Origin of the sequence: Pelovirga terrestris (assembly GCF_014773365.1) — a bacterium.
Taxonomy (GTDB): domain Bacteria; phylum Desulfobacterota; class Desulfuromonadia; order Desulfuromonadales; family Geopsychrobacteraceae; genus Pelovirga; species Pelovirga terrestris.
Genome location: NZ_JACWUN010000007.1, coordinates 149,567 through 167,272, shown reverse-complemented (window position 1 = coordinate 167,272; position 17,706 = coordinate 149,567). Strand labels below are relative to the sequence as shown.

Genomic DNA, 17,706 nt, shown 5'->3' with positions numbered 1-17,706 from the left:
GGATTCGCCCACTACGTCACCCGCATCACGCGGGTTCCTGCGTCGGCTCCCCGGCGCTCGCTGACGCGGCCGTCCATGGCCGCTTTTCTGACATTCAGTCAGCGCTCGCTACGCTTCGAATCCCGATGACCAGAAAAAGAAAAAAGCCCCTCCACGTGAGCAGAGAGGCTTCCTTTTTTGGCGTCCCCAGGGGGATTCGCCCACTACGTCACCCGCATCACGCGGGTTCCTGCGTCGGCTCCCCGGCGCTCGCTGACGCGGCCGTCCATGGCCGCTTTTCTGACATTCAGTCAGCGCTCGCTACGCTTCGAATCCCGATAACCAGAAAAAGAAAAAAGCCCTACCATAAATGGCAGAGCCTTTTTCTTTAGTTGGCGTCCCCAGGGGGATTCGAACCCCCGTCGCCGCCGTGAAAGGGCGGTGTCCTGGGCCAGGCTAGACGATAGGGACTTGACACTTCAAGCCCCTGCGGGAAATGACCCCGCAGGTGGTACTGTGTAAATGGTGAGCCGGACTGGGATCGAACCAGTGACCATCTGATTAAAAGTCAGATGCTCTACCAACTGAGCTACCGGCCCGTAGCAACGGAAAGCTTTTATACGTGAATCGCTGCAGAGCGTCAACCTTTTTTCACGACTTTTTTGTGAAAGGGTTGCTGCGCTGCAGGGTCTGGTCGCGACGGGGGCCGACCGATAGCAGCACGACGGGGCAATCCGTCCAGCTTTCAATCTTTGCAACATAGTCGCGAACCTGTTTGGGCAGGTCAGCATAGTGCTTCAGTCCGCTGATATCTGACTGCCAACCGGGAATTTCTTCATAGATCGGCGTGCAGGCACTCAAGACATCGAGATCTTGGGGGAACTCCTCGATAATCTGTTCGCCGTGACGATAGGCGGTACAGACCTTGATGGTGTCGAGTTCACTCAGTACGTCCATCTTGGTCAGGGCGATACCGGTCAGACCATTGGTACGGACCGCATCACGCAGGGCGACAATGTCGAGCCAACCGGTGCGGCGCGGACGACCGGTGGTGGCACCAAATTCGTTGCCGGCAGCGCGCAGGGTTTTCCCCATTTCATCGTTGAGCTCGGTCGGGAAGGGGCCTTCGCCCACCCGGGTAACATAGGCTTTGGAGATGCCGATGATTTCGTCGATAACCTTTGGTCCAAGACCGGTACCGGTGCAGGCGCCTGCGGCAATGGTCGAGGAGGAGGTGACGTAAGGATAGGTGCCGTGGTCAATATCGAGCAGGCTGCCTTGTGCCCCTTCAAATAGAATGCTTTCACCATTTTTGATGGCCTGGTCGAGGGTCGTCGAGGCGCGGCCGAGATAAACCCGCAGGCGCTCGGCGTAACCGAGATATTCTTCAGCGATGGCCTCTTCACTGAGGGGTTCTTCGCCGAGGTAGTTTTCAAGGAAGAAGTTTTTTTCCGGCAGGATCTCTTTTAACTTGCGGCGGAAGGTTTCGGGTTTGAGCAAATCGGCAAAGCGGATGCCGCGGCGCCCAACTTTGTCTTCGTAGGTCGGACCGATGCCGCGACCGGTGGTGCCGATTTTTTTGGCGCCGGATTTGACTTCGCGGGCGATGTCGATCTTCTTGTGGTAGGGCATGATGATATTGACTGCGCCATCGACCATCAATTGCTGATCATCCTGCAGGTACCCACGTTTCTTGAGCTTGTCAATCTCCTCAAGAAAGACCTTGGGATCAAGAACCACGCCGTTGCCGATAATGCAGCGTTTTCCTTGATGCAGGATGCCGGAGGGGATCAGGTGAAGAACGGTTTTTTCGTCACCGACCACCAGGGTATGTCCGGCATTGTTGCCGCCCTGAAAACGTACGACATTCTGGACGAATTCGGTGTAGATGTCGACGACTTTGCCTTTGCCTTCGTCACCCCATTGGGCACCGACGATAATCATGTTGGCCATAGGTTCCTGCTCGCTCCTGTTGTGCCGGTTGATGATGCTTTCCGGCAGTGGGTAAAATCAATACAAGGTGAAGTCCGGGTGTTGAATCTGCTGCCAGTTGATGCGGCTGCGGCTGGAATCAGCCAGCGAGATCAGTTCAATCTCAAGATCTTCGGTAGCGACAACGGCCACGTAACGGTAATTCATCTGGCGGGCATAAACAAGGGTTTCGTCAATCCGGCGTCTGATAATATCCCGTGCTACCGAATAACCTCGTTGGCGTAACTGGCGCGCGAGTTTCTGCGCGGCACGCAGATGGTCGCCGGTAGAGTACACCAGCAGGTCGGTGCCGGGAGCAATGGTCTGATCGAGATTTTTATCAAGGGCAAAGAGCAGATGAAGCAGGCTGAAGGTGAATCCGGTTGCGGGCACATCGAGACCATACTGAGCCATCAGAGTGTTATAGCGACCGCCACTGCAGATACTGCGTCCCAGTCCGGGAAGGAAGCCCTGGAAGGTCATGCCGGTATGATAGTTGAGTCCACGTAGTTCACCGAGGTCGATGGTGACATGCTCGCTGACACCGTAGGTTTCCAGCACATCAAGAATGTCTGCCAGGTTGTCCAGCGCCCGGCGGGAGCGGTCGTTGCTGACTGATTTTTCAGCGAGCTCAAGGACTTCGCGGCCGCCAAACAGACGCGGCAGAGCCTGGATCTCGGATCTGGTGCGGTCGCTGATGCTGGTGTCGGCGAGGAGCAGATCGAGTTCGGAGCTGTCTTTGCGCAGGATGGCATCGGCGATCAGCTCGGCTTGCTGACGATCAACCGGGAGCCCGTCCATGACGCCACGGAAAAACTCCATCTGACCGATATCAACGGTAAAACGATCGGCACCAACGGCGCTGAGCGCTTCAATGGTCATGGCGATCATTTCGGCGTCAGCTTCGGGGCTGTCCAGTCCGATCAGTTCAACGCCCGACTGAAAAATATCGCGATCCTTGCCGGCCTGCTGTTCGGTATGGCGCAGGACTCTGCCATTGTAGCACAGGCGCAATGGCAGCAGCATCTGGCTCATGCGGGTGGCGGCAATGCGGGCAATCTGGGCGGTCATGTCCGGGGGAAAAGCCAGGAGGCGGTTACTCTGGCGATCGTCAAAGCGGAACGCGCGTTCGCGCAACCCTTCGCCTAAACCACGTTCCAGCACATCGAGAAATTCCAGTTGCGGCGGTATGACCGGGTGAAATCCCCAGGCGGAATAGACCTTGCGAAGCTGCTGTTGCAAAAATTCCAGCTTGGCCGCTTTTAGAGGGAGAAAATCACGAACCCCTTTGGGGAGGTCAGAATCTTGTGGTGGATCAGAAAAGCGCATGAACTAAAGCTCCGCTGAGGTGCCCGAATAAGTTCCTTTAGCTATAAGGAAGAGACACCGTCGTTGTCTGTTATGCCGAACGCGGCAATTTAGCAACAGTTTCACTGTTGTGTCAAGCTGTCACCGCCTGACAAATGGGGGTAGCAGGCCAGGTTTGAACCACAAAATATCAGTTTGTTGTGCTCTGTGCCCCTGTGTCGCTGTGGTGAAATCTAAAACCACTTCTTGCGTTTAAAATACCAGAGCATCCCTGTTGCGCATGCCACCATCAGCAGCAGAGCAAAGGGGTAGCCAAAACGCCACGCCAATTCCGGCATGACGGCAAAATTCATTCCGTAAACCCCGGCAATAAAGGTCAGGGGGATGAAGATGGCAGCAATGACGGTCAACACCTGCATGACTTCGTTGGTGCGGTAACTCATGCTCGAAAGGGACAGTTCGATGAGTCCCTTGGCGGTATCACGGTAGCTGTCGAGGTTGGCGAGAACATGAAGAATATGGTCGTGAAGGTCGCGTAGATAAAGGCGGGTGCGCTCTTCAATCAATGGGGATTCGCTGTGAATCAGAACCCGGGTCAGGTCGTGGATAGGGGAAACCGTCTTGCGTACGAACGATAATTGACCACGGATCTGGTGGATCTGTTGCAATAAATCACGACTGGGGTGATCAATCAGCTCCGCCTCGATCAGATCGAGACGCTCACCGATGGTTTCCAGCACGTGGTAATAGCTATCGAAGACGGTATCCATCAGCGCATAAGCGAGGTAGTCGGCACCGCGTTCGCGGAATTTGGCGTTCTTCGCAGCCAGGCGCTGATGTACCATAGTGAACAGCTCACCCGTCTGCTCACGAAAAGTAACCAGGCGCCCGCTGCTTAGAGCCAGGCAGAACTGTTCATCGCGGATCTGCAGGTGGTCGCCATCTATCGTTAAAAGCTTAAGGATGATCAAAATAGCGTCATCGTATTCTTCATACTTGGGTTGATGGTGGGTGTTGAGAATATCTTCCTGGGCCAGGGCATGAAGCTGGGCCAGGTTGCCGAGCTCGTTGACCAGGGTGACATCGTGCAGACCCTCAAGGTGAACCCAGCTGACGCCATCGGTCGGCGCCGGTGGGAGACAGTCGGCCAGAGAAGCGGCAGATCGCTGCTGATAGTCGCTCGGGCTGAAATCGGTGCGGGTCAGAAGCGGGTGCTCCATTTCCCGCGTGCCGACATGGATCAGGGTCCCTGGGGGCAGACCAATCTGTTTCGGCGGCGTGCGAAACAGGGAGGTGACGGTTTCAAGACGGGCGGATAGGGGTTTCATTGCTGATCCTTTGCGCTGGTCAGGCTCTGCCGGCTTCATCAAGCAGGTAGTCGATGAGCAGGCGGACACCGAAGCCACTGCCGCCACGGGGGATGCCGACTTTGCCTTTATCCTCCCAGGCCATGCCGGCGATATCCAGATGCGCCCACTTATACTGGTCGGCAAATTTCTGCAGGAAAGCGGCAGCGGTGATGGTGCCGGCCGGACGACCACCGGTGTTTTTTACATCGGCAAAATCACTCTTGATCTGGCCGGCGTATTCTTCCCACAAAGGGAGCTGCCACAGGCGTTCGCCACTGCGCTGCCCGGCTTGGAGCAATTGATCGATCAGCTTGTCATCGTTGCCGAGGATCGCTGCCGCCTGATTGCCGAGAGCGATGATGCAGGCGCCGGTCAGGGTGGCCAGATCAATGACCGCCCGGGGGTTATAACGGCCCACATAGGTCAGGGCATCAGCGAGGATAAGCCGCCCTTCGGCATCGGTATTGAGGACTTCAATGGTCTTGCCCGACAGGGAGGTCAGAATGTCCCCGGGGCGGATGGCGTTGCCGGAGGGCATGTTTTCCACCGCCGGGACCACCGCAACCAGGTTGACGGGCAGTTCCAACCGGGCGGCGGCCAACATGGTGCCGATAACGGTTGCCGCTCCGCCCATGTCCATCTTCATCTCATCCATCTTGTCGGCAGGTTTAAGGGAGATGCCACCGGTATCAAAGGTAACGCCTTTACCGACCAGCGCCAGCGGGGCAGCGCCTGTTGGGTCGCCCGCATACTCAAGGACAATCAGGTAGGGTGGGCGGGTACTTCCCTGGGCAACACCGAGGAGTGCACCGCAACCAAGCTGTTGGAGCCGCGCCTGATCGAGTAGATGGGCTTTGATGCCGTTTTTTTCTGCCATGGCTACCGCCTGCATGGCCAGAAATTCCGGCGACTTGAGGTTGCCGGGGGCGTTCACCAGGTCACGCGCCAGATGAACGCCGGCACAGATCGCTTCGGCTCGGTTGGCGCCACGTTGCAGCAGGGCAAGGGTTTTTGCGTCGGCGGCCAACAGGACCAACTGTTCCAGAGGTTTTGCCGTGTCGGGGGCCGGGTGTTGATAGCGCAGATATTGATAGTTGGCCAGCAGTATCCCTTCGACGATGGCCTGTGCCTGTTGTTCTGCCGTGGTTTTTTTAATCACCAGATCGCTCTGGCTAAAGGTGGCCTTGCTGATGTTTTTTTGTTTGAGCACCGCCACCGCGCTGCCGGCGGCCTGGCGTAATTTGTCGAGCGAGGCGTCGCCTGCTTTGCCGATCCCTACCAGCAAGATCCGATTGGGGCCACTCGTGCCGACGGCATGAAGCAGGAGAGTTTCTGCGTGGCGACCACGAAATTCATTGCTGCGTTGTGCTGTGGTTACCAGTTGGCAGAAATGATCGTCAAGCTGGGCGAGGAGCTGGGGGCTGGTTCGTCCTTCCGGGGTAAAGAAAATAAGGCAGGGGGTGGTAATCGTGGGGCTGGTTTTTTTGACCAGAATCTTCATGGTAACTGCTCCGTGCTGTTGTCGGTTGGTGATGTTGTAAATTGCCGAAAGGTCTTCGAACGGTCAATCTATTGTCCCAGTGTATACCTGTCTACCCTCTTCCAGACACTTGAGGGCGCTCATGACCGCTGCCGCCCCTTGCTCCAGAGAATCATAACAGATTTCCTGATGGTGCTGGGGCTTGGTGTGCAGATAGAGCGGGTCATAGTAATCCTCCATTAATCTGGCGATCAGCAACTGCCAGTTTTCGGTGTCGAGTAAGTGCTGGAGTTGATCGACCCTTTTGTTTCCCAGCCGCTCACGCAGGGAATTGAGGGCGCAGGCAATCGCCGGGTGGCGCTGCTCCAGATCGGGGTAGTCAGCAAGAATGACCTCGGTACGTAGTTTCATTGAGGTCGTGAGCCAGAGGCTGGGCTGTTGCTGCATCGCCTGATGAAAACGTGGCGGGACAGCGCGGCGGCCGATATGGCGACTTTCCCCTTCGGTGATGAGGTAAGGGCTGTCGTGTAATTCCTCCAGCCTGGCCCACAGGCGCGCCTCAAATTGTTGTTGTCCGGGTTGTTCGCCCAGCCCCAGACCACCAAAAGCGCTGCCACGGTGGTTGGCAATTTTTTCCAGATCGATAACCGGTTCCCCCTGTTGTTCCAGTTGCTGCAGGATACGGGTCTTGCCGATACCGGTCAGGCCACGCAGTACATAGATTTTTGGCCATTGATAGTTGTCAAAATAATCGCAGACCATGCGGCGAAAGGCTTTGTGCCCACCGCTGAGTTGGCGTGCGGGAATTCCGGCCAGGTTCATGAAACTGGTCATGGCCAGGGAGCGCATGCCGCCACGCCAACAGAAAATCACCACCGGCAACGTCGACCGGCCGCGGGCCGATTCGATCTGACTGACGAAATCGGGAATCTTTGGCGCGGCAATGATAACACCACGGCGGCGAGCAATCATTTTTCCCTGCTGCTTATAGAGGGTGCCGATCTCGGCACGTTCATCATTGCTGAACAGGGGCACATTGATCGCACCGGGGATACTTGCTTCAGCATATTCAGCCGGAGAGCGGACATCAACCAGCAGTGCCTGTTGCCGGCGGTATTTAAGTGCTGCTTCCAGGTCGATGGTTGCGTGCATTACTGTGCTCCAGGAGGTGGTGTCGCGTCGGTTGGTGCAGCCGGGATGAAGAAGGTCGGGGCAACTATGGGGACGAAAAGTTAATGATGTCAAGAAAAAGGTTGACAGTATCGGTTATGAGGAATAGGGTGTCAAATTCTGACGCGGGATGGAGCAGTCTGGTAGCTCGTCGGGCTCATAACCCGAAGGTCGGGGGTTCAAATCCCTCTCCCGCAACCAAAAAAAATCAAGAGGCCACTGGATCCTGCGATCTGGCGGCCTCTTTTTTTGTTCGGGAACGGTTCTTTTTTGCCGAGGCGGCGGAAAACTCCGTGTTCCAGAATCAAAAAATACAATTTCCTAATCCAGCATGTCGGTAGGGACAAAAACTATTTCCCTTCCTTGTCTGTCACGCCGTTATTTTCCCTGGCACGCAACCAGCGGTTGAAGCGTTCCCGTGGTCCTTGTGAGAGGATGCGTTCAAAGGTTTTGCGGTCGTGCAGATAGAGGCAGTGGCGGATAATGGTGTAGGGGCTGAAGGTGTTGTCGGGATTGGCAGCCATAAAGAGGTTGCGATATTCCTTGACGGTTTTGAGGTTGTTGACTAATGACTGGTGCAAATCGGAACGCTTGAAGCGATGGTCCAGGGAGAGGATATCCTGGACAAAGTTGTCGACCTTGTAATCCTGAAATTCAAAATCCCTGAAAAAATGTCCGGCAACCCGCAAGAAGTTAAAAGCATTGATGGCTCTGCCGTTAATGGATTGGGCATCCTCCGTCTCTCCATCGACGGCTGGGCTGTCGCTTAGGGGGGCGGCTGTTGCCTCCTCCATCAGTTCGCTGGTCGCGTTGCGGATTTCCTTGAATTCGCGGTCGGCCAGTTCAAACAGCGCCGAGAGGACATTGATGCGGCGTTTCAGATTGTTGGGGATTGATTTTTTGTATTTGATTTTGTGATCAAGGACGCTCCAGGTGTCCTGAATCAGCGAGCGAATCTGAACTTCAAAGGGGAAGTTGACAATGCCATCGTGATTGACGACAGCTGTGTTGGGAGCCAGATCCATGTGCAGCCCCTTGTAGCCAAAAAGATCTTCTGTGCCCTCCATGGCAGCAATCTTATCGGTGACATCGATGATGTTGAAATGTTCCTTAAGGGTTTCAGATACCTGGGCAACCTGATCCTCATAGAGGCAGACAATGCGAATGCCAATTAAGTCACTCAGGTAGTCTTTGATAGCATATGGGTGACCTTCGGTTTCGAGCTTGCCCTGATATTTGCGCTGAAACTTTTTAATGCATTCGTCCTGGTCCTTGACCCGACCTTCAATCTTGGTGACCTCGTCCAGGTCTGACTGATTGATCAGGGTTTCAATCGTATTGATGTAGTGATTTTTGATGTTTTCGAGATCGCACTGGTGTTGCGCGTAAAATTCCCGAAAAAGCTTCTTTTCCAGTTCGAAGTCCAGCGAGGCCAATGGTCTGATCCTGTTGTTATGATAGGTGAAACTTTGAGGTTATGGTTTGTGTGAACGCGGTTAAGTTGGCAAAAAATCTGTTTTGTCGTGAACAATTAATATACCCTGTTTTTTTGTCCTGTGGGGAGGGTGTGCGGCATTTTTTTCGATACAATTTTAATGATCAGGCACTGTGGGTGGTGATGGTGGCAGGATGTGGCGACTGAAGAGCACGTGGCGGGCAAAAAAAAGGCCCCGTAAACGGGGCCTTTTGGCGGATGCAAATGTGAATCAGATTCTTTGCACGTTGGCCGATTGAGGGCCCTTCTGGCCTTGGGTCACGTCGAAACGAACGCGATCACCTTCGGCAAGAGACTTGAAACCGTCGCCCTGGATCTGTGAGAAGTGAACGAACACGTCCGGTCCGTTATCCTGCTCGATGAAGCCAAAACCCTTAGAATCGTTAAACCACTTTACTGTACCTTCTGCCATTTTTTCTCTCCATGTTCCTTCGCGGGAACGTTATTGTGTTTGTGTCCTTATTTGTTCGCCAATAAAAAACACGCACCCTTATTAAGGTCTGCGTGTTCTGATCCGTATGACAACTGTTGTCGGGCGAAAAGAATAATCCACAAACGTGTTAAGTTGTTGTGGAACCTAGCATGGGTCGGGACGCTGATGCAAGTAAAAACAGAAAAAAGTTTAATTTGGTTTTATGGGCTGTTTAGCGGTTGTTGACCGAAGCCATAAAAGCGTTCTATAGTGTTGTATTATTTACGGCTTAAAGATGCTGAGTCGGGGTCCGTTAAAAGAATCATTAAGGAATGAGTTGTAAAGTTGTTTTAGTGGTTAGCTCGAAAACGGAACCAGGTGGCTAAAATTTACCACTATAGGCGGTAAATCACCAGATAGGTTTTTGTTTCACGCCGTCTCATGGTTCGCTCTGATGAGTTAAATGTCTTTTCAGGCGGGCTGTTAGCGGTTTTTTTAGCATTCCTCTGCCATTGGCATCAGGTTTGCTGTTTCAGTGAACGCAAATCAAATTGCGTTCTAAAAAACTTTTCCAAGGAGGAAAAAATGTCGTATTTCAACAAGTTTTTGACAGGATTAACGGTAACACTGTTTGTGGTAACCCTGACCCTGGCCGGTGGCGCCTCAGATGCATTGGCGAAATCGCGTCTTGCATTTTCCGGTGGTCCTGACGGAGGAACCTTCCAGTATTTCTCCAATGCTATCTCTTCGCGCCTGTCACGCACCCAAACCGATATGGACGTATCGAATATGATGTCGGCCGGTTCGGTTGAGAACCTGCGGCGGGTCAATTCTGCCGATGCCGATTTCGGTATCGTCTACGCTGGTGATATGTTTTTAGCGAAACAAGGAAAACTGACTGGTGATGAGCGCCAGTATCATAATGTTCATTCAATGGCTTATCTGTATGGTGCTCCGGCTCACCTGCTTGTGTTGGCTTCCAGTGGTATTACTGATGTCAAGCAACTGGAAGGCAAGCGTGTTGCCGTTGGCCCCGCGGGTTCCGGAGCCGCTGCTTCGGCACAGCGTTACTTCACCGGTGTCGGTCTGTGGGACAAGTTTACTCCGGAATTTATTGGTTACAGTCAGGGCGCCTCGGCTCTTGGTGACCGTCTGATCGACGCTATGTGGGTGTTCGCCGGCTACCCCAACTCGTCGGTTATTCAGGCCGCAGCCAGCAACCCGATCCGCATCTTGAGCCTGGTTGAAGCGGCCAAGGCACCGGGAGCAACTTTTTTCCAGGATCACCCCTACTACGCAGAAGTGACCATCCCCGCCGGCACCTATCAGGGTGTTGATTACGATGTAAAGACTGTCCAGGATTCCGCCATCTGGGCCGTAGGCAAGCATGTTGACGAAGGCCAGGTATATCGTTCTTTGACTGACATCTATTCTGATCAAGGGCTGGCTTTCATGGTCAGCGTCACCAGAACCGCTCAATCCATGCAGATTAAAGACGGCTTGTTCGGTGTTGCCACCCCTGTTCACAAGGGTGCTGCCAAGTTCTGGACAGAAAAGGGCTTGACCCTGTCTGACGCACAAAAAGCCGAGTAACCGGCAATATCGACAGCAAACCGGAAGCGGGGCCTTTGGCTCCGCTTCCTTTGTCTCATCCCTAAAAAATATCCCTAAAAAAATAATGAACCCCGGCACGGAGCGATCAATGTCCGACGATACTGAAAAATCTTTGGAAAACCTCGCAGACATGGATGCAGAGGACAAGAAAAAACTTAAAAAACTGATGGAGAAGGATGCCAAGACCTTCCGGACACCAACAGGGTTCTGGCATTGGGTTGTGGCATCGCTTGGTGCCGTTCTTGTCGTTTTCTATTTTTATGCGGCCGGGGTTGCGTCAGTCGGAACCCAGTTTCATCTGGGGATTTACGTTTTTATCACCTACGTGCTGGTTTTTCTGCTTTATCCGGTAGGAGTCACCTGGATTCGCGGGGTGATGAATCTGGTGTTGGCATTTTTGCTGACCAGTGTGCTGGCTATTCTGTTGGTCTATAAAGATCATGCCATCTATTATGAACACATTATGGGTCTAGCCGACACCTTCAAGGGCGATGGTGTCGGCGCCGGGTTGGCGCAGGCGATGACCCTTTGGCCGCTGTTTCTGGTCACTATTGTTCTTGCCGTGGTTCTCCACATCGTCGATACCTGGTGTGCCAAAAAATGGGATAACCAGCCGACCAGCTCCGATGTTCTTTTTGCCGTTGTTGCTGCCGGTGTTGTGTATTACTGGCTGTCCCAGTTTGAAGCACTGAACTGGCGGGCCGGTGCGGAAAATGAACTGGATGCCCTGATCAGTATTACCGGCATACTGATTTCTTTTGAGGTCTGTCGTCGCGTATTGGGCTGGTCGATGACCATCATTGGTGCCTCAATGATTTCTTTTGCTTATTTTGGCCCCTATCTGCCGAGTCTCCTTGCCCACCGGGGTTTCAGCTTTGAGCGCATCTGTAATGCCCTGTTTCTGACAACCAATGGGGTGTTCGGGGTGATGGCCAATGTCCTGGCAACCTACGTTATTCTGTTTATCTTCTTCGGCGCTTTTTTGCACAAGTCAGGAGCGGGACGCTTTTTTATCGACCTGCCGCTGGCCCTGGCCGGTCGCAGTACCGGTGGCCCGGCCAAGGTTGCGGTTATGGCTTCAGCGCTGTTCGGCTCGGTATCCGGCAGCGCCATTGCCAATACGGTTTCAACCGGTGCTTTTACCATCCCGCTGATGAAGCGCGCCGGTTTTCGCCCTCATGTTGCCGGTGCGATTGAGCCCGCAGCATCCATCGGTGGTATGTTTCTGCCACCGATCATGGGGGCTGGTGGGTTCCTGATGGCAGAATTAACCGGCTTACCTTACTCCTACATCATGATGATCTCTGTTGGCCCGGCCATGCTCTACTTTTTCTCTGTTTTCTGTATGATTCATTTTGAGGCAAAAAAACTGAATATTATCGGCATTAAAGACGAGGAATTTCCCCACTGGAAGGAGGTTCTTAAAGCCGGTTGGTATTATGCTCTTCCCCTGGTCATTATAACGATTCTGATGCTTGTGGGTCGTTCACCCGGGTTTGCCGCCTTCTGGGCCACATTTTCCTGTATCGCAGTAAGCTGGGTGAATAAGGAGACCCGCATGGGGCCGAAAGAAATCTGGGAGGCGATTCAGACTGGTGCCCGCAACACGCTGATTATCGGGGCAACAGTCGGGGTTATCGGCGTCATCGTCGGGGTGATTTCCTTGACCGGAATGGGGCTCAAATTCTCAGATCTGATTATCGCTCTGGCTGGTAACAGTTTGCTGTTGGCAATCATCCTCATTGCCTTGGCTTCGCTGGTTCTTGGTATGGGTGTGCCGGTGACGGCTTCTTATCTGATTGTTGCGGTATTGGCGGTGCCGGCGCTGGGCGCTTTTGGGGTTGCGGCGATCGTCGCGCATCAGATCGTTTACTGGCTCAGCCAGGACTCCAATATCACTCCTCCCGTTTGTGTGGCGGCTTATGCCGGTGCAGCAATAGCGGGATCGGACCCCTGGAAGACCGGCTGGACAGCATTCAAGTTTGCTAAAATGCTGTATGTGGTGCCGCTATTGTTTGCCTTTACTCCGTCAATCCTGTTTCAGGGGAAGGTGATCGATGCCAAAATTCCCGAGATGGATGCTCCTTTTGCCAGCGTGATTAAGGTTGAAGTTGAAGAAAATCAGGAAGTTTTAAGAGGTGACGTTCTCGCCCTGATCATGGCAGGAGGCGAAGTGGTTCAGGTAAAAGCCCGGCGTGATGCTACCGTGACCCAGGTTTTTTCGCGTCCGGGGGCGATGGTTGAGCCGGGGGACAACCTGGTGCGCACCGAGATTTCGCCGACCCCATACCGGATTTTTTCATCCTTCCTCTCGGCGTCTCTGGGAACCATTGCTTTCTCCAGTTTGATGATGGGCTACTGGCTCAGGAGAACGTCGGTGGTGGAATGGATCCTGCTGGCAGGGGCTACGTTCCTGTTGTTCTGGCCAACTTTTTTGACCGATGGTATCGGTCTGGTGATAGTTGCCGGCATCTTGTACATGCAGAAAAGCAAAAATAAGCGGGATGAAGGTCTGGCGACAGGACCGGCCTGAGAGATTTTGAGAGGATCACTTGCAACAAAGGCGGCAGAATAAATTCTACCGCCCTTGTTGCGTCAAATTTGAACCGAATTTTTAGTTGCTGATGTCCAGCATGCTGTCGATCATCTCAACCAGGTAGGGGATTTGGGGTTTGGTGGCATAGCCATCGGCCCCGACAAGGTCACACTTTGCTGACATCTGTTCATTGATCAGGGATGAGAAGAGAATCACTTTAAGCTCGTTAAGGAGCGGGTCACTCTTGATTTTTTTGCACAGGGTGAGTCCGTCCATTTTCGGCATTTCAATGTCGGTGATCAGCAGTTGCAGGTGGTCGCGCAGATTGCTGCCATTGGTGACTTCCTGTCTGAGCTGCAGCAGGCGATCGTGGCATGCCTGGCCGTCGGCATAAACCTCAAGAGAGGTATAACCGGCACTTTTGAGGACGCGCTCGATGCCGGCGCGAATCAGGGAAGAGTCTTCTGCCATCATCAGCTTCATTTGTTCGCGCGTGTGAGGGCGTTGTTCCTCGAAAAGATCCCGGCGTAAATCGATTTCATAATCCATGTTGGCTTCGGGATCGAACTCAGTCACAATGTGCTCTAGATCGACAATCAGGATTTCACGGCCATCGATATTCACGCTACCGGTAAATCGTGGGCGAAACTGATCGATAAAACCGGCCATGGGCTGGACGTCATTCCACGAAATGCGGTGAATCTGGTTAACCCCGTCAACCTTAAAGCCGTTGATTCTGTTATTGAATTCACAGACCAGAACCACGCGTCGCTGGTCAACATTAGCTGCGCTGCTTTTTTGCGTCAGATGTCTCTTCAGGTCTATCAGCGGAATGGTGTTGCCGCGTAGCAGCAGGGTGCCGAGCATGCCGGCGCCACAGCCCGGGATTGTTGTTACCGCCTCCTGGTCAAAAGGGATAATTTCTTTGAGTTTTTGGACATTGATGCCAAAAGGCTGGGTGCCAAGATAGAACTCAATGATTTCCATCTCATTGGTGCCGGCTTCAAGGAGAATCTCTTGTTTGTGCTGGGTTGTCATGGGGTGTCCTCAGGGTAGCGGGATAACAGCATTAAGATTTGATCACATTAATGATAGAATTGTCAACAATTTATCTATGGTTGTTTTGATGGTTCAATCGCGAGCAGTTTTTCATGTATAGTACAAGCCCTAACACCGTTTGGGGGGTGTTTTCTGGCGGCGTGGTTGCCGTTGTTGCTTGTTGTGTTTGATGTTGGGGGAGATATGACCGGATTGGCGCAATCACATTATCGATTGGGGATGAGTTACCTGCACGGCAAGGGGGTGGCAAAATCCTATGTTGAAGCAATGAAATGGTTCAAGCTTGCTGCTCAGCACCAGTATCCGCGGGCCTTATTTATGCTCGGACGGATGTATGATCTGGGTCAGGGCACGGCAGAAAATGCTGCCGAAGCAGCACGTTACTTCCTTCAGGCCGCCGAGTTGGGCTATGCCCGCGCCCAGAATGCCCTGGGACAGGCGTACATCAAGGGGCGTGGAGTTGACCAGGACTATGGGCAGGCCCTGATCTGGTTGCGAAAGGCGGCAGATCAGGGTTTTTCTGATGCGCAGTATAACCTTGGTTTGATGTATGCCAAGGGGCACGGTGTTCTCAAGGACTTTCTTGAGGCGCGGCGCTGGTGGGCCCTGGCGGCGGAACAGGGGAACCCCAAGGTTCAGTTTACCCTGGGGCACATGTATCTTGTCGGCAAGGGGGTGCAAAAAAACTATTCCAAGGCACGTCAATGGTTGCGTCAGGCAGCGGAGCAGGGATTGCCGGCAGCACAGTTTCATCTGGGGATGATGTACGTCAAGGGAACCGGAGTCCTGCAGAGTGACAGTGAGGCACTCAGGTGGTTGCAGCGTGCGGCAGAGCAGAACTATCTCGATGCCCTCTACCATCTGGGCAAGTTGCTCGGTGGTGGCAGCGGTGAGGTGCGTGATCCTCTGACCGCCGTGGTGTTACTTAAGCAGGCAGCCACCCGCGGTCATCAGCGCGCCCAGGTGTTGTTGGGGCAGCATCTGGCCAAGGGGATCGGGGTGGCCCCGGATCTTTCTCTGGCTTACCATTGGTGGTGCGAAGCTGCCAAGGCCGGCAACGCCGATGCTCAGTACAATCTCGGAGTGATGTATCTCAACGGTAAGGGGGTAAATAAGAACGCCGTCGAAGGGAAAAGGTGGTTGACGGAGGCTGCAGATCGGGGGCATACACGGGCGCAGTATTGTCTTGGGGTCATGTACTCGACCGGCACCGGGGTGCCGCGGGATATAGATGAGGCGTTGCGTTGGAAGGAGGCCGCAGAGTTTTGGGAATCGATTTAATCGTTCACCACTATTCTGTCTTGCATAGCTAATGCATTTATGCATAATCATTCCATGAACAATTCATCCGCCCTTCTAGATGTCCAATCGGTCGTCGATGCTACCGACCGTAATATCCTGGTAACAGATATGTCAGGTCAGGTAACCCTGACGAGTTGCCGGGCACAGCAATCCCTGGGGATTGTCCCTGGTATCCGGCTGGAAGAGGATTATCCCGGCTTCTGGGAGCATGTTGAAAAAATTCTTACCGGCAGCTTAAGTCGTTCTGAGGTTCCACTGCAGTTGAGTGGTTGTGAATATCTGGTGGCAATCAATCCGCTGCTGGAAAAGAAGAAAATTGTCGGTGCCGTCTGTGTGCTGGTTGACAGCAGCCAGCTCGACATCATGACGCGCCGCCATCCCTCCTTCAACACCCTGTCGCGTGAGCTCGACACGATTATCGATTCTTCCTCAGATGGGCTCTTTGTCTGTGATGCCCACGCCTATGTTATTCGGATGAACCCAGCCTCAGAAAAAATCCATAAGATTTCTGCCAACGCTGTGGTTGGCCGCAACATGCGAGCGCTGATTGATGAAGGTTTTATTGATCGTTCAGCGGCCTTAGAGGCGAGTATCAGTAAGGAGCGGGTCAGCCTTCTGCAGAACAAGGGTGGCCATAAACTGATTTCCATTGCCACGCCGGTATTTGATGAACGTGCCGAATTGATCAGGGTGGTTGTCAGTGAGCGTGATGTCACCGAAATTGATGCCTTGCAACGGGAATTGGAAAAGCAGGAAGCCATCAAGAATAGTTTGCGTGACCAGATGCTTGCCATGCAGCAGGCTGAACTTGAGTCGCAGCAGATTATTGCCCGCAGTCCCCAGATGATCCGTGCCGTGCAGCAGGCCATGCGGGTTGCCAAGGCGGATTCTTCGGTATTTATCCTTGGGGAATCCGGGGTGGGCAAGGGTTTGATCTCCCAGTTGATTCACACCCACTCAGCGCGGGCGGGACAGCCGCTGATCAAAATCAATTGTGGGGCGATCCCCGAATCCCTCATCGAAGCAGAACTGTTTGGTTACGAAAAAGGGGCGTTTACCGGTGCTCTGAACAGTGGCAAGCCCGGTCAGTTTGAACTGGCCGACGGTGGAATCCTGTTCCTCGACGAAATTGCCGAGCTCCCCCTCGGATCGCAGGTCAAGTTGCTGCGTTTTCTCGAAGACGGCAAGATCACCCGCCTGGGTGACACCAAAGGGCGTAAGCTGGATGTCCGGGTGCTGGCCGCAACCCATCAGAATATGGAAGAAATGGTTGAGCAGGGACGCTTCCGTCTCGATCTTTACTATCGACTCAATGTTATTCCTATCCAGATCCCGGCATTGCGCGACCGAGATGAGTGTATTATTCCCCTGATTCATCATTATCTGGAGGCGTTCGGTAAGCGCAGTGGCTGTAGAAAACGCATGACCCGCGCTGCCCTGGATGCCCTGTGTGGTTATTCCTTCCCGGGTAACGTTCGTGAGTTGATGAACATCTGCGAGCGCTTGGTGGTGATGACAGAGACCGATGTTATCGATGTTGATGATCTGCCCGGGCAGATTGGGCCCGTTCCCGTCCCTTCGGGTTCAGAGCCTTGTTCCCTCCCCATTGGTCTATCTCTTAAGGATGCTTTGGAAAAAGTTGAGAAAGAAATACTCGCCCGAGCGCTGTGCGCCCATCATTCACAGCTAGAAATAGCTGAGGCTCTGGGGGTTAATCAGTCAACGATTGCCAGAAAACTGAAAAAACATCAGCTTATCTCTTAGGCACTCCAATCCACACCCTTATGCATCTTTGCATAGGGATTCGCTGCGCAGTTCTTTCTTTTCCTTCGTGGATAAGATAACCAGCCATGAATAAAAAATTCTGATCTGATCAGACCCCTTAAAAAACACCAGCCCGCCTGCTTCATTTAAGGTCACATTAGATATGTTTTATCTAACAAAACAGAGTTTGGCACTTTCTTTGCTGTAGTCCAGTAGACGTTTCTGTTAATCGTTTGCTTTGTCCCCCCATTTCATAAGAGGAGAATC

Annotated in this window: 12 protein-coding genes and 3 tRNA genes; 5 read left to right on the top strand and 10 right to left on the bottom strand. The window is 53.3% G+C overall.

The annotated features are described in order from the left end of the window. Positions 1 to 372 precede the first annotated feature (372 nt). The 7 genes from ICT70_RS08065 to mnmH all read right to left on the bottom strand — a co-directional run bounded on the left by ICT70_RS08065 (position 373) and on the right by mnmH (position 7,239). Positions 373 to 450, bottom strand: a tRNA-Glu gene (locus tag ICT70_RS08065). Positions 451 to 502: 52 nt separating this feature from the next. After that, positions 503 to 578, bottom strand: a tRNA-Lys gene (locus tag ICT70_RS08060). A gap of 52 nt (positions 579 to 630) precedes the next feature. Then, entirely contained in the window at positions 631 to 1,932 is a 1,302-nt protein-coding gene (locus ICT70_RS08055) for an adenylosuccinate synthase (protein WP_191155337.1), read from the bottom strand. A gap of 57 nt (positions 1,933 to 1,989) precedes the next feature. Then, positions 1,990 to 3,279 carry an ATP phosphoribosyltransferase regulatory subunit gene (gene hisZ, locus ICT70_RS08050; protein WP_191155336.1) on the bottom strand — a complete coding sequence of 430 codons (1,290 nt, stop codon included), beginning with the start codon at positions 3,277 to 3,279 and terminating at the stop codon, positions 1,990 to 1,992. Between the two features lie 212 nt (positions 3,280 to 3,491). Continuing rightward, complete coding sequence (gene corA, locus ICT70_RS08045) at positions 3,492 to 4,586, bottom strand: magnesium/cobalt transporter CorA (RefSeq protein WP_191155335.1); 1,095 nt, start codon at positions 4,584 to 4,586, stop codon at positions 3,492 to 3,494. A gap of 19 nt (positions 4,587 to 4,605) precedes the next feature. After that, positions 4,606 to 6,108 carry a leucyl aminopeptidase gene (locus ICT70_RS08040; protein ID WP_191155333.1) on the bottom strand — a complete coding sequence of 501 codons (1,503 nt, stop codon included), beginning with the start codon at positions 6,106 to 6,108 and terminating at the stop codon, positions 4,606 to 4,608. Between the two features lie 63 nt (positions 6,109 to 6,171). Continuing rightward, positions 6,172 to 7,239 (bottom strand): tRNA 2-selenouridine(34) synthase MnmH, encoded by a 1,068-nt coding sequence (gene mnmH / locus ICT70_RS08035; protein WP_191155331.1) that lies wholly within the window; start codon positions 7,237 to 7,239, stop codon positions 6,172 to 6,174. 142 nt (positions 7,240 to 7,381) lie between these two features. On the opposite strand from mnmH, the gene ICT70_RS08030 reads away from it, so the two are divergent. Beyond that, positions 7,382 to 7,458: transfer RNA gene (locus ICT70_RS08030), tRNA-Met, on the top strand. Between the two features lie 149 nt (positions 7,459 to 7,607). Here the strand turns inward: ICT70_RS08030 and ICT70_RS08025 are convergent. Further along, positions 7,608 to 8,693 (bottom strand): GTP pyrophosphokinase, encoded by a 1,086-nt coding sequence (locus ICT70_RS08025; RefSeq protein ID WP_191155329.1) that lies wholly within the window; start codon positions 8,691 to 8,693, stop codon positions 7,608 to 7,610. Positions 8,694 to 8,963: 270 nt separating this feature from the next. After that, positions 8,964 to 9,164 carry a cold-shock protein gene (locus ICT70_RS08020; RefSeq protein WP_191155327.1) on the bottom strand — a complete coding sequence of 67 codons (201 nt, stop codon included), beginning with the start codon at positions 9,162 to 9,164 and terminating at the stop codon, positions 8,964 to 8,966. 585 nt (positions 9,165 to 9,749) lie between these two features. Here ICT70_RS08020 and ICT70_RS08015 point away from each other — a divergent pair. Both ICT70_RS08015 and ICT70_RS08010 read left to right on the top strand, forming a co-directional pair. Beyond that, a complete protein-coding gene (locus ICT70_RS08015; RefSeq protein ID WP_191155325.1) occupies positions 9,750 to 10,757 on the top strand; it encodes a TAXI family TRAP transporter solute-binding subunit in 1,008 nt (335 codons plus the stop codon). A 109-nt stretch (positions 10,758 to 10,866) separates the two neighbouring features. Continuing rightward, positions 10,867 to 13,311, top strand: coding sequence for a TRAP transporter fused permease subunit (locus ICT70_RS08010; RefSeq protein ID WP_224746907.1), 2,445 nt, complete (start codon positions 10,867 to 10,869; stop codon positions 13,309 to 13,311). 81 nt (positions 13,312 to 13,392) lie between these two features. On the opposite strand, the gene ICT70_RS08005 is transcribed toward ICT70_RS08010, so the two are convergent. Continuing rightward, the gene (locus tag ICT70_RS08005; RefSeq protein WP_191155323.1) at positions 13,393 to 14,352 is read right to left on the bottom strand and encodes a chemotaxis protein; all 960 of its coding nucleotides are present in this window, start codon (positions 14,350 to 14,352) and stop codon (positions 13,393 to 13,395) included. A 204-nt stretch (positions 14,353 to 14,556) separates the two neighbouring features. Here ICT70_RS08005 and ICT70_RS08000 point away from each other — a divergent pair, with 204 nt between their 5' ends. Further along, positions 14,557 to 15,654: an SEL1-like repeat protein gene (locus ICT70_RS08000; RefSeq protein ID WP_224746906.1), complete on the top strand. Its 1,098-nt coding sequence runs from the start codon at positions 14,557 to 14,559 to the stop codon at positions 15,652 to 15,654. A gap of 54 nt (positions 15,655 to 15,708) precedes the next feature. Next, positions 15,709 to 17,439: a sigma-54 interaction domain-containing protein gene (locus ICT70_RS07995; protein ID WP_224746905.1), complete on the top strand. Its 1,731-nt coding sequence runs from the start codon at positions 15,709 to 15,711 to the stop codon at positions 17,437 to 17,439. Positions 17,440 to 17,706 lie beyond the last annotated feature (267 nt).

Bases quoted from the DNA above. Each gene is read 5' to 3' on its own strand.
- ICT70_RS08055 (WP_191155337.1), bottom strand. From the start codon at position 1,932: ATGGCCAACATGATTATCGTCGGTGCCCAATGGGGTGACGAAGGCAAA.
- hisZ (WP_191155336.1), bottom strand. From the start codon at position 3,279: ATGCGCTTTTCTGATCCACCACAAGATTCTGACCTCCCCAAAGGGGTT.
- corA (WP_191155335.1), bottom strand. From the start codon at position 4,586: ATGAAACCCCTATCCGCCCGTCTTGAAACCGTCACCTCCCTGTTTCGC.
- ICT70_RS08040 (WP_191155333.1), bottom strand. From the start codon at position 6,108: ATGAAGATTCTGGTCAAAAAAACCAGCCCCACGATTACCACCCCCTGC.
- mnmH (WP_191155331.1), bottom strand. From the start codon at position 7,239: ATGCACGCAACCATCGACCTGGAAGCAGCACTTAAATACCGCCGGCAA.
- ICT70_RS08020 (WP_191155327.1), bottom strand. From the start codon at position 9,164: ATGGCAGAAGGTACAGTAAAGTGGTTTAACGATTCTAAGGGTTTTGGC.
- ICT70_RS08015 (WP_191155325.1), top strand. From the start codon at position 9,750: ATGTCGTATTTCAACAAGTTTTTGACAGGATTAACGGTAACACTGTTT.
- ICT70_RS08010 (WP_224746907.1), top strand. From the start codon at position 10,867: ATGTCCGACGATACTGAAAAATCTTTGGAAAACCTCGCAGACATGGAT.
- ICT70_RS08005 (WP_191155323.1), bottom strand. From the start codon at position 14,352: ATGACAACCCAGCACAAACAAGAGATTCTCCTTGAAGCCGGCACCAAT.
- ICT70_RS08000 (WP_224746906.1), top strand. From the start codon at position 14,557: ATGACCGGATTGGCGCAATCACATTATCGATTGGGGATGAGTTACCTG.
- ICT70_RS07995 (WP_224746905.1), top strand. From the start codon at position 15,709: ATGAACAATTCATCCGCCCTTCTAGATGTCCAATCGGTCGTCGATGCT.